Source organism: Metasolibacillus sp. (assembly GCF_025291715.1).
In the GTDB taxonomy this organism is placed as follows: domain Bacteria; phylum Bacillota; class Bacilli; order Bacillales_A; family Planococcaceae; genus Metasolibacillus; species Metasolibacillus louembei.
In genome coordinates this window covers 71,372-83,859 of the sequence record NZ_JAMBIZ010000004.1, presented here as the reverse complement: position 1 = coordinate 83,859, position 12,488 = coordinate 71,372, and the positions used below count along the sequence as shown (strand labels likewise).

The following is a 12,488-nucleotide window of genomic DNA, read 5'->3' as shown; positions in this document are numbered from 1 at the left end:
GCTTAATGTGAATTATCGAATGCGTTATATGCTGTTTTTTATAATTGATTCATGTATCGTACTATCAGCAATATTTATGAGTTATTGGTTACTACACCCTACTCTAAAAGTGTATTCTGATAAAATGATTATATTAAGTGCAATTACACTATTAATTAGTCATCATATTGCAGCATACTTCTTTCATTTGTACAACCGTATGTGGAGCGTGGCATCAGTACGAGAATTATTAACAATTGGCTACGCCGTTACGATTTCAGTCGCAACGGCTAGTTTCATTCAATATATAATTAAAGATGATGTTTACGTTAGGATTATGGCAGTTACATGGATGCTACATGTTATTATGATTGGCGGTTCACGTTTTGTATTGCGTGTATTAAATGATTATGAATCTTTTCGTAATACAGCAAATTTAAAAAGAGTGTTAATTGTTGGTGCAGGGCAAGGTGGTTTTATGCTTGCACGTAATTTAATTCATGCTCCAAATCCAGATAGAGTCCCCGTTGTTTTTGTAGATGATGATTTAACAAAACAACAATTGAAAATTATGAATGTAACAGTTTTAGGTACTACAAAAGATATTCCTTCACTTGTGAACGAGTATGGAATAGATGAGATTATTATAGCTATTCCTTCTTTAGGTAAGGTCGGAATCAAAAGCATCTATGAAGACTGCATAGAAACAAATTTACCGGTAAAAATAATGCCTAGTATAGAAGATGTTATGACAGGTAAAGTATCTGTGAATGAAATGAAGGAAGTTCATACAGAGGATTTATTAGGTCGCGATGAAGTGAAACTTGATATGGTTGCTATCTCGAAAAAATTAACGGATAAAGTCATTTTAGTGACTGGGGCTGGTGGATCGATAGGATCTGAAATTTGTCGTCAAGTGATGAATTTCCAACCTAAGCAACTGATTTTATTAGGACATGGTGAAAATTCAATTTATACGATTCATATGGAATTACAGCTTAGAACCTCTCAAGAAACGCGATTAGTCCCTATTATAGCAGATGTACAAGATCGAAAACGAATTTTTGAAGTAGTTGAGCAATACAAGCCAGATGTCATTTATCATGCAGCAGCACATAAACATGTACCACTAATGGAATACAATCCGCGAGAAGCAGTTAAAAACAATATATTTGGAACAAAAAATATTGCAGAGGCCGCAGATTGTTACAAGGTAAAGAATTTTGTAATGATTTCTACAGACAAAGCAGTCAACCCTCCAAACGTAATGGGGGCTACGAAGCGTGTCGCAGAAATGATTGTACAAAATTTAGCGAAAACGAGTGAGACAAAATATGCAGCTGTGCGGTTTGGTAATGTATTAGGCTCAAGAGGTTCAGTCATCCCGTTATTCAAAAAGCAGATTGAGGCAGGTGGACCGGTGACAGTAACACACCCAGAAATGACCCGTTATTTCATGACAATTCCTGAAGCATCAAAGTTAGTACTTCAAGCAGGGACGCTTGGAGGAAAGGGGGAAATTTTTGTTTTAGATATGGGAGAGCCTGTGAAAATTGTTGATTTAGCCCGTAATTTAATACAACTGTCTGGCTTTACAGAGCAGGAAATTCCAATTGAGTTCTCAGGGCTACGTCCAGGAGAAAAAATGTATGAAGAGTTACTAAATGAAGAGGAAATTCAGCAAGAACATGTTTTCCCAGGAATCCATATTGGGAGAGCACTACCGTTAACCGACATAGAGTTAAACGAGGTACTTGACTCGGTAACAAAGTTAAGTAATGAAGACATGAAATCATTGCTTATTAGCGTAGCGAATAATAAAATTGAAACTAATAAATAATAAAGAAGGTTTGACAATGAATTTTGCAATTGTAGGGTGTGGCTTCATAGCCAAAAAGCATGCAGAAGCTATAAAGAATATAAAAGGAGCAAAACTTTGGGCTGTGTGTGATAAGGTATCAGAGCTTATGCAACCATATGTAGAAGAGCACGGGGCTGAACCATATACAGACTTTGAAACAATGCTTCAAAATCCTAATATTGATATTATTAATATATGTACACCTAGCGGTAGTCATGCTATTCTAGCCGAGCTAGCTGCAAAATATAAGAAGCATATTATTGTAGAAAAACCAATTGCTATGACAATGGAAGAAACGGATAGAATAATTAATGCTGCTGCTGAAAATAATGTAAAGCTAGCAGTTGTGCATCCGAATCGTTTCCGTCCAGTGGCATTGAAGTTAAAAGAAATTATACAGAGTGGGAAACTAGGGAAAATTAGTCATGCTTTATGTATCGTTAACTGGAATCGTGGTCAGCATTATTATGACCAAGCTCCTTGGAGAGGTACCAAGGCTTTTGATGGTGGAGTTTTAATGAATCAAGCTATTCATAATTTAGATTTGCTACTTTGGTATTTAGGTAAGCCTGTAGAGGTAATGAGTATGGATGCTACTAGATTTAGAGATATTGAGGCAGAAGATGTTTCAACAGGTGTTATTCGCTTTGAAACAGGCATAATTGCTACGGTTCAAGCATCTACAACAGTATACCCAAGAAATTATGAAGAATCGATAACGATTTTTGGAGAAAAAGGTACAGTGAAAATTGGCGGAACAAATGCTTTATATTTTAAAGATATACTAATAGAAGGTATGTCGGATGCTGAAGCACTAGAAATTAAAGAGTCAATTGAGAAAAACCCTTGGGGAACACCAGGACATCAAATTATACTTTCAGATATAATGGAAGCAATAAAACAAGATAGACAACCTATCGTGACAGGGGAAGATGGAAAAACAGCTTTATCTGTCGTATTAAATTTCTATAAGTCTGCAAAAGAAAAAAAATTACTAACTTTATAATAAAAGGAATGAAAAAAATGGAGCAACGAGCATTAGAATTACAAAGCAAGCTTGAAAATAAAATTGCTACGATTGGTGTTGTTGGTTTAGGGTATGTTGGTTTGCCACTAGCGGTAGAAAAAGCAAAAGCAGGCTTTAAAGTAATTGGCTTTGATGTACAAAAAGATAAAGTCGATAAAGTGAATGCTGGCGAGAACTATATTGGAGATGTAATTCCTGCTGATTTAGAGCAACTTGTAAAATCTGGTCAGCTTACAGCAACTGCAGATTACTCATTTATTAAAGAAGTGGATGCTGTAGCAATTTGTGTTCCTACACCTTTAGATATTTATAAGCAGCCTAATATGGATTATGTAAAAAGCTCAGCACAAGCAGTTGCTAACCATATGACAAGTGGTACATTGATTGTGTTAGAGAGTACTACTTACCCAGGGACTACAGAAGAACTAATCAAGCCAATATTGGAAGAAAAAGGATTTGAAGTAGGTAGAGATGTATTTTTAGCATATTCTCCAGAGCGTGTGGATCCAGGTAATAAACATTTCAATACAAAAAATACACCTAAGGTAGTCGGTGGCGTTACAGAAAGCTGTACAAAAATAGCAGCGACAATGTATAGAACCGTGTTAGATGGTGACGTACATGAGGTTTCTAGTCCAGCAGTAGCTGAAATGGAAAAATTACTTGAAAATACTTTCAGAAATATTAATATTGCACTAGCAAATGAAATGGCTATCTTATGTAATAAAATGGGGATTGATGTGTGGGAGGTAATAGATGCAGCAGCTTCAAAGCCATATGGGTTTATGCCATTTTATCCGGGACCTGGATTAGGAGGGCACTGTATTCCAATCGATCCGTGGTATTTAACATGGAAGGCTCGTGAATATAACTATCATACAAAATTAATAGAAACAGCTGGTGAGATTAATGATAGTATGCCAGACTTTGTTGTTCAACGTTGTATGGAAATCTTAAATGAGCAAGGTAAGTCATTAAAAGGCTCAAAAGTTGTTGTAATGGGGGTTGCTTACAAGAAAGATATTGATGATTATCGTGAATCTCCAGTAATTCCAATTTTAAAGAAGCTTTCACAATTTGGGGCTGAGTGGAAGGTAGTAGATCCACATATTCCACAATTTAAATTGGCGAACAAAGAAATCAAAACAATTGAAATATCAGACCAACTATTAGAGGATGCAGAGTTAGTATTAATAGCCACAAATCATAGTGTGTTTGATTATGAGAAGATTCTAGGAGTTTCGAAGGCTGTTCTTGATACAAGAAATATTAATAACATGCCTTATAAAAGTGAAACTTACTTCAAATTATAATTATGAATATAAGTAAAATAGTAAAGAATATATCAATATTAATGACTGGGACAGTAGTGGCACAGTTGATACCAATTTTGCTATCGCCAATTCTAACTAGATTATATTCTCCTAAGGAATTTGGTATGCTTGCAGTGTTTATTTCTATTACCTCTATTTTAACGGTTTTTGCCAATTTGAGACTAGATGTAGCCATTCTGTCAGCACATGAGAATGAAAAAACTCCCTTGAAGAATATTAGTTTAGCAGTTACTACAATACTTACAATAATGATTTCCTTGATATTGATAGTATTTTCAAGTTTTTTCAAAGAAATGTTTAGTGGAATAAATTATAACTTTATTCTATTCTTTGGACCTTTATTTTTTATACTTTTTGGGACAATGCAGCTTGCAACTTACATAGCCAATGACGAAAGTCAGTACCACTTAATATCTAAAAGTAAAGTGGATAAAAATATTAGTATGACTTTTATACAAATTATTTTAGGTATTTTTAAAACAGGTGTATTGGGCTTAATAGCAGGGGTAGTTTTCAGCATATTGTTTCCTATATATAGATTACGTAAAGGTATATTTAGGAAGGAAGGAAAAACTCCGGACAAATTGAACTATTTTTTTATTTTAAAAAAGTACAAGAGATATCCATTAGTCTCAGCTAATACGGCAGTAATGGATAAAATAGCAACTGAATCTCCTATATTGATGATGAATAAATATCAAGATTCAAGTTTAATTGGCTTCTATGAATTAGCAAGAAGAACTATTTTTCTTCCTTTAACTTTTATTTCTACATCAGTTTCTCAAGTATATTTAAAACAAATAACTGAGGAAAATGATTATAAGAAAAATGTGAAATTAACCCTAATAATTTTGGGAGGCTTAGTATTAATAAGTATAGTAATAGCTCCTATTTTTATTTTTGGGGGAGAACCGTTATTTGCATTTATTTTTGGAGAAGAATGGAGAGTTGTTGGAGAGTACTCAGAAATATTAATTTTTCCATTTTTAATAAGATTCGTTATTTCCCCATTAAGTGTAGTATTTTTAAAGCCTGAAAATATACTATTGGGTGGACTTTGGCAATTTATTTATATGATTGTAAGTGTAATCGTGGCTTTAGTATATTTACCACAAGGAATGATGTTATATTTAAAAGCTTTCGCAATTAGTGAAGTGCTTATTTATATTTTGTATTTAATAATGATTTTTGTTGCATTAAATAGAGGTAAAAAAGGAGTATAAAATGTGTGGAATAGTAGGTTTTATCAATCAAAATGACCATCTAAAAAAAAGTGATTTACTAGATATGCTAAATAAGATTCAACATAGGGGACCAGATAATTTAAGTATTAGTATACAAAACAATGTCTATTTAGGTCATGCAAGGTTATCAATAATAGATTTGAATTCTTCAAGTAATCAGCCAATGGAATACGAACATTATACAATAGTATTTAATGGCGAAATATACAATTACAAGGAAATAAGGGAAAAATTACAAGAAGAAGGTCATGTATTTAAAACTCAAGGAGATACGGAAGTTATCCTCCATGCATATGAACAATGGGGAGAAAAGTGTCAAACTTTTTTAAGAGGAATGTGGGCTTTTGTAATATATGACAAAAAGAACAATATACTTTTCGGTTCTCGTGATCGTATGGGGATAAAACCATTATATTTTAAAAAGACTGATGATTACTTTTCTTTTGCCTCTGAAATAAAACCTTTATTGGGATTAGACGAAAATGTTAAGGCCAATATGAATGTTGTATCAACTTATCTATTGACAAATCTAATGAACTTTGATAATCAAACTTTTTTCCAAGATATATATCAACTAGAGGGAGGTACCTCTTTTAAATTTGATATTTCAAGTGGAGAGTTTGAGGTTAATAGATATTATGACTTGGCTGAAAGTATAAAAAATAAACGTGAAAGTACAACAAACGATTTTAATAATGTATTAGATACATCTTTTGAAATCCATGTTCAAAGTGATGTACAAGTAGGAACATGTTTATCTGGTGGAGTAGATTCGTCTACAGTCACTGCTAAGGTTTCTTCTCTACTAAAAAAAGATAAAATTAAATCAATTACAGCTAAGTCCATTTCTAAAGAAACAGATGAATCGAAATTTGCCAAAATTGTTGCAGAGCATTTAAAAATTGATTGGTGTGTAGTAGAACCAAATTATGAATATTTTAAAACAAATATCGAAGAATGTCTTTATTATCAAGAAGAACCTGTTGGGGGCCCATCAATATTTATGCAATACGCTGTTATGCAAGAAGCAAAAAAGCAGGGAATTAAAGTATTAATGGATGGTCAAGGTGGCGATGAGACTTTATTAGGGTACGAGAGATATTATTCGTGGATGTTATCTGACCTAATAAGAAAAAGAAAAATCAAAGATTTCTTTACGGAATTTCCTAAAATAGTTAAAAATTCAAAATTAGGATATATCGATTTATTTAAACAGTATGTATACTTTAATAACTTTAAGTTGAGAGTAAATCATTTAAAACAAAGGCATACAAATATGAAAGAAGTGTATATCGATTTAGCTATTGCGAATTTCAAAAAATTAGGGTATGAAAATAAAAGTTTAGAGGAATTGCAAATTTTAGAATTAACAAAAACAAATTTACCAACTTTATTGAAAAATGAAGATAGAAATTCTATGCTTGCATCTATTGAGGCCCGAGTACCATTTGTAGACCATGAAGTAATTGAGACTGCTCTAAAGCTACCTTTAAAGGATAAAATCAATAATGGCTATACAAAATTCTGTTTGAGGAAATACCTAGAATCAATGGTACCAAAAACAATAAGCTGGAGAAGAGATAAAAAGGGATTTGAAGCACCTACAGATATTTGGCTAAAAGAGCATATGGAAGTAATGAATAAATATATAAATGAATCCTCTTTATTGAAAGAAATCTATACTGTACTTCCGGAGTTAAATAATATATCTGATAAAGAAGTATGGAAATTATATAATTTAGCAGTTTGGGAAAAACAATATTTATCAAAATGAATATAAATTAATAGTTTTAAAGATTTTATCTTATTAATTTTGAGGAGAAGGAATGAAAAAAAAAGATTTAATTAATATTTTTATGCTCATGGTCTTTAAAGGAATTTTAGAAATAGGATACATTATTTTTGTTAGTCCAATATTTGCAGAGGAAAATTTCTTCATAGAGTATTCCTTTGGAAAGTTTATTTTATCTAACCTTTTAACTTTAGTAATTGCTTTTTTAATCATATTCTATATTGCTAAGCAACAGAGAGCTAGTCAAATCATTGTGTATATATTATTGATTTTTTTATTTATACCTATCATGTCATTGTATTGGCTACAGAATCAGCCTACTAAGTTTGCAATTGCAATTTTCTTATCCTATTTCATAATAAATTGTATTCTTATCATTATTCCGAGAATAAAGATTTACTCTCTGACTAAAAAAGAATCTAAGGTATTTCTAATATTTTTGTTTATCGGGATAACAGGTATTGTATATGGATTGCTTATTTTAACTGGAGGATTAAGCCGAATAAATCTAAATTTATTGGATGTTTATGAAACAAGGGAGGCTTACTCTTCAAATGAAGGGAGAATTTTAGGATATCTTCTACCATGGCAGGCACATGTAGTGAATTTGCTCCTATTAACCTTAGCTCTTTATAACAGGAAATATTTCCTAGCGACAATAGCGCTAGCTATGCAGATTTTTTTATTTTCCATGACTAACTTTAAGAGCCATCTTTTTGCACCTGTTGTAATACTCATGTTTTATTTTTTTCAAAAAACGAAATGGAAAGATTATTTTTTATTAATTATGTCAACAGGGGCTACTTTATTAGTAAGTGTTAGCTTAGTTTTATTTACTATCTCAAATAATCTTATGCTAGTGCCATCAATTTTTATTAGAAGATTGTTCTTTGTACCAGCTCAGTTACATTACCAATATTACGATTTCTTTGAATTCAAAAGGAAATTTTATTTAGAACATTCTATATTAGAAAATGTTATTCCAAGTTATTATAATACTTCGCCAGTAACATATATGGCTTTGGAGTTTTTTAAACGAGATTTTGCTCCCAATGTGGGGTATTGGGGAGACGCTTATGTAAATTTCGGTTTTAGCGGTATTTTTATATTTAGTATTTTACTAGCAGTAATACTTTTAATTATTGATAGTGTGTCAAATAAAATACCCTTATTCTTAACCATGTCTATTTTAGTTATTCCGGGAATGAGCTTAATTAACTCAGCATTTTTTACTTCATTACTAACCCATGGAATTTTATTCTGCATATTATTACTTTGGATAGTAAATGGGATATATCGGAAAAATAAGTTGACAGTACATGGTTCGAATTAGTAGTAAACATGTTATAGTGAAAATGAAAATATTTAAAATAAAAATAGAAAGTGAATGAAACCAATTTATGAAAATTCCTATGTTAGATTTATCTGAACAATATCAAGCTATTAAAGAAGATATATTAACTGAGTTAGATAAAGTAATGTCATCCTCACAATTTATTTTGGGGAATAATGTGAAAAAAATAGAAGAAGATATAGCAAAATTAAGTAATACTAAACATGGAGTGGGAGTAGCTAATGGATCAGATGCTATTCATATCGCATTACAAGCTGCGGGAATAGGAAGTGGTGATGAAGTAATTACGACAGCATTTACTTTTTTTGCTACAGGTGGTTCAATTATACGTGCATCTGCTACACCAGTATTTGTCGATATTGATCCCTTAACATATAATATCGATCCATCAAAAGTAGAAGAGGCCATTACTGAAAAGACTAAGGCTATTATTGCTGTTAACTTATATGGTCATATGGCGGATATTGTAAAGCTTAGTGAAATTGCAAAGAAACATAATTTGGTTTTAATCGAGGATGCTGCGCAAGCTATTGGCGCTAAACAAAATGGCAAATCAGTTGGCGAATTGAGTAGTGCTGCAACATACAGCTTTTTCCCTACAAAAAACTTAGGTGCTTATGGTGATGGTGGTATGCTTGTAACTAGTGATGATCAAATAGCAGAGAATGCACGAGTAATACGTGTACATGGAAGCAAGCCAAAATATTATCATAAAATTATGGGGTATAATAGTCGACTTGATGAGTTGCAGGCTGCAGTATTAAATGTTAAATTACCGAATTTAGGTAATTGGACTGAACAAAGAAGAAATCATGCGGCTTATTATACAGTAAATATAAATGAAAAATTAGGGGACGTTATTAAAACTCCTGTAGAGCTTGATGGTTATTATCATGTGTATCATCAGTATACAATTCAAGTAGAGAATAGAGATGAACTACAGGAATTTTTAAAAGAGCAAGGAATATCAACAATGGTATATTATCCAGTTCCGTTACACTTACAACCAGTTTTTGAAAAGTTAGGTTATGTAGAAGGGGATTTACCTATTACTGAAAAAGCAGCAAGAGAAGTCCTTTCCTTACCAATGTTCCCAGAATTAAAAAAAGAGCAACAGGATTACATTCTAGGAAAGTTAATAGAATATTATCAGAGATAATAATTATAAAAAGAACATACATAAAAGTTGTTTGTACTGTATGTTCTTTTTGTATTTATCAAAATATTTTATTATGAAGAATTATATTATACTTAAATACAATATACGTATTTTTTGAAATGGCTTTGATGTAATTAACAATTTGAAGAAACTGTAAATGTTTAAAAAGCATTAATACTTAATAATAAACTAGATGTCAAATAAAATTATGATAAAATTAAGTAGTATTAATAAAATAGATTAGTAAAGAGGATATTGTCAGATGAAATTAAAGATTAGTATATTATTAGCTGCTTTTTTTGTAATATTTATCTCAGGCTGTGTTGAAGCTAATAGCGATAAGAAAAAAGATTTGACGGAATATAAAAGTGAATATGTTAAGTATAGTGAAGATGAACTATGGAATCGAACTGTTAAAAAATATATAAATTCTAACCTTTGGAATGAAAGAGACAGATATGATGCAGGGCATTTTTTAATGGTACCAATGCATTATGCATTTCAAACAGAAAATAAAGAATTGATTGCAGTGTTTCAAAAGCATTTTGAGGCATTTTTGAACGAAGGAATAAATGAAATAGATATATCTGATGATTCACAAAGATTATCGATACTTCATTATTATTATTTATTAAGTAGGTACTTAGTATTATCTGAAAATATCAATTCAAATAATGAAGTAAATCGTGTTAACAAGGAATTGACACAATATTTATTAAAGGAAATCGATAGAATTTGGAATGAAATCCCTGCTTGGCAATGGGATTCACCATATTTCAAAGAAGGAATGCGAGAAAGAGTCCTATGGAAATTGAAAAATAAGGAAGTTGATTATAGTTATTATCGAGCTATAATTGATGAGGAACTTTTTACAATGGCGATAGCTGCAGATTTATACCAATTAAATCGTAAAGATAAAATGTTATTGGATATTGTGAATATAGCTTACAAAACATTTAAGTCAGAAGGCCATTTTGATAAAAGCAATAGATGGTTATTTCAAATTGGAGTGTGGGATGATCATCCGGATTATTCTTATGCAGGATATCTAGATAAAGAGAATGTGAAAAAAGAAAAGCCAATAACAGACACTGCAATGGATTCTTCACATTTTCATCGTTTTCCTTTATGGATTAAAAGCTTAGAAGATGCCTTCTTAGAAAATACAAAAGAAAAAAAAATGTTTTCTAAAATAAATAAGGGTATAGAGAAACAATTATTTGAGAAAGTATTAGTAGTCCCTACTAAGAGTGAACCATTTTATAAGTTAACAAATTATATGGATGGCACCAATGGTTTATTTAGATGGAATTACTCTACAAGTAAAGGAGATGGGCACGGCCCATATGAATTGTCAGGCACATTTGCCATAGGATGGTGGACGTTTTTGGGTTCAGACAGAGTGAAAAAGGTCTATGCAAATATGTATCATAGTTTCCCTTTGTCTGATCAAGCGGTTAAACTCTATATAGGACCCAATACTACCAGAGATAGAAATATTTATATAGCTGATCCAGAATCTTATTATAATGGCTATAAAGAACTATTGGCATTATTAGCGTCAAAAATAAAATAAGTAGCTAACAAAGAAATTTATTAATTAGGAGAGAAAATATGAAAAAGCAGATATGTACACGATGTGTAATGGACAATACATCGGATGAGACAATAATATTCGAAAAGGATGGTACATGCAATTATTGTAATTATGCATTAAGCAGAAAGGAGCAAGTATACTTTCCAAATGATCTAGGTAATAAAAAATTGAAAGAAATGATTAATCTACTAAAATCAGAAGGAAAAGGAAAGAAGTACGATTGTTTAATGGGGATATCTGGAGGGCTGGATTCTGCATACTTAGCATATTTAGGAGCGGAACAATGGGGATTAAGAATTTTAGCAATCCATATTGATGATGGCTTTAATACAGAAGTAGCTTCTCAAAATATAGAGAAGCTATGCAATAAGTATAATAATATAGATTTAATTATTGAAAAGCCTAATGAAAAACAATATATGAATATTCTTAAATCCTTTTTACGAGCAGGAGTACCATCATTAGCCCTTCCGCAAGATAATGTATTGCAAGCGTATTTAAATATATATGCCAAAAAATATAATATAAAATATTTTTTATCAGGAGCTAATTTTGCATTAGAATCAATTTTACAGCGTGGAAATGCCCATATTGCTGCTGATAACGTACACATACAAGATATTCATAAAATATTCGGAGAAATACCATTAACTTCACTCCCGTTAATAACATTATTTGAACGATATATTGGCCAAAGATATATCAGTGGAATTAAAACTTTGAGACCATTAGATTATATAGAATATAATCGAGAACAAGCTATTCAAGAGTTAAGTGAAAATGTTGGCTTTAATTATTATGGTGGTAAGCATTATGAATCAATTTTTACAAAATTTGTACAAGTTTACTATCTTCCTAAGAAATTTAATGTTGATAAAAGAAGTTCACATTATTCTAGTTTGATTGTGTCGAATCAAATGACTAGAGAAGAAGCATTAAAGGAATTGGAGAAGCCACTATTTGAAGAAGGGCAAATGGAGAAGGATATAGAATTGATTTTAAATAAAGTTGGGATGGATAGAGATGAGTTTGAGAGGATAATGAATGAAAAAGGGCGAAGTCATAGCGAATATAAAATGTCAGCTTTAATCAAATATAAAGATATAGCAAGGAAATTTAGGAAGATTTTAGGTGAGTAAAT

Annotated in this window: 9 protein-coding genes; all 9 read left to right on the top strand. The window is 31.4% G+C overall.

What is annotated here, in order from left to right:
- The first annotated feature begins 7 nt into the window (after window positions 1-7).
- The 9 genes from M3Z76_RS04295 to M3Z76_RS04255 all read left to right on the top strand — a co-directional run bounded on the left by M3Z76_RS04295 (window position 8) and on the right by M3Z76_RS04255 (window position 12,486).
- A complete protein-coding gene (locus M3Z76_RS04295) occupies window positions 8-1,819 on the top strand; it encodes a polysaccharide biosynthesis protein (RefSeq protein WP_483310141.1) in 1,812 nt (603 codons plus the stop codon).
- Window positions 1,820-1,835: 16 nt separating this feature from the next.
- Complete coding sequence (locus M3Z76_RS04290; RefSeq protein WP_293921565.1) at window positions 1,836-2,846, top strand: Gfo/Idh/MocA family protein; 1,011 nt, start codon at window positions 1,836-1,838, stop codon at window positions 2,844-2,846.
- A gap of 17 nt (window positions 2,847-2,863) precedes the next feature.
- A complete protein-coding gene (locus tag M3Z76_RS04285; protein WP_293921566.1) occupies window positions 2,864-4,180 on the top strand; it encodes a nucleotide sugar dehydrogenase in 1,317 nt (438 codons plus the stop codon).
- A gap of 2 nt (window positions 4,181-4,182) precedes the next feature.
- On the top strand, window positions 4,183-5,424 hold the full coding sequence (locus M3Z76_RS04280) for a lipopolysaccharide biosynthesis protein (RefSeq protein ID WP_293921568.1): 1,242 nt from the start codon (window positions 4,183-4,185) through the stop codon (window positions 5,422-5,424).
- A 1-nt stretch (window position 5,425) separates the two neighbouring features.
- A complete protein-coding gene (asnB, locus tag M3Z76_RS04275; protein WP_293921569.1) occupies window positions 5,426-7,219 on the top strand; it encodes an asparagine synthase (glutamine-hydrolyzing) in 1,794 nt (597 codons plus the stop codon).
- A 52-nt stretch (window positions 7,220-7,271) separates the two neighbouring features.
- Entirely contained in the window at window positions 7,272-8,570 is a 1,299-nt protein-coding gene (locus M3Z76_RS04270; protein WP_293921570.1) for an oligosaccharide repeat unit polymerase, read from the top strand.
- Window positions 8,571-8,637: 67 nt separating this feature from the next.
- Window positions 8,638-9,750, top strand: coding sequence for a DegT/DnrJ/EryC1/StrS family aminotransferase (locus M3Z76_RS04265; protein WP_293921572.1), 1,113 nt, complete (start codon window positions 8,638-8,640; stop codon window positions 9,748-9,750).
- Window positions 9,751-10,012: 262 nt separating this feature from the next.
- The gene (locus M3Z76_RS04260) at window positions 10,013-11,326 is read left to right on the top strand and encodes a hypothetical protein (RefSeq protein ID WP_293921574.1); all 1,314 of its coding nucleotides are present in this window, start codon (window positions 10,013-10,015) and stop codon (window positions 11,324-11,326) included.
- A gap of 38 nt (window positions 11,327-11,364) precedes the next feature.
- Window positions 11,365-12,486, top strand: coding sequence for an N-acetyl sugar amidotransferase (locus M3Z76_RS04255; RefSeq protein WP_293921576.1), 1,122 nt, complete (start codon window positions 11,365-11,367; stop codon window positions 12,484-12,486).
- The last annotated feature ends 2 nt before the right edge of the window (window positions 12,487-12,488 follow it).

Bases quoted from the DNA above. Each gene is read 5' to 3' on its own strand.
- M3Z76_RS04290 (WP_293921565.1), top strand. From the start codon at position 1,836: ATGAATTTTGCAATTGTAGGGTGTGGCTTCATAGCCAAAAAGCATGCA.
- M3Z76_RS04260 (WP_293921574.1), top strand. From the start codon at position 10,013: ATGAAATTAAAGATTAGTATATTATTAGCTGCTTTTTTTGTAATATTT.
- M3Z76_RS04285 (WP_293921566.1), top strand. From the start codon at position 2,864: ATGGAGCAACGAGCATTAGAATTACAAAGCAAGCTTGAAAATAAAATT.
- M3Z76_RS04280 (WP_293921568.1), top strand. From the start codon at position 4,183: ATGAATATAAGTAAAATAGTAAAGAATATATCAATATTAATGACTGGG.
- M3Z76_RS04265 (WP_293921572.1), top strand. From the start codon at position 8,638: ATGAAAATTCCTATGTTAGATTTATCTGAACAATATCAAGCTATTAAA.
- M3Z76_RS04255 (WP_293921576.1), top strand. From the start codon at position 11,365: ATGAAAAAGCAGATATGTACACGATGTGTAATGGACAATACATCGGAT.
- asnB (WP_293921569.1), top strand. From the start codon at position 5,426: ATGTGTGGAATAGTAGGTTTTATCAATCAAAATGACCATCTAAAAAAA.
- M3Z76_RS04270 (WP_293921570.1), top strand. From the start codon at position 7,272: ATGAAAAAAAAAGATTTAATTAATATTTTTATGCTCATGGTCTTTAAA.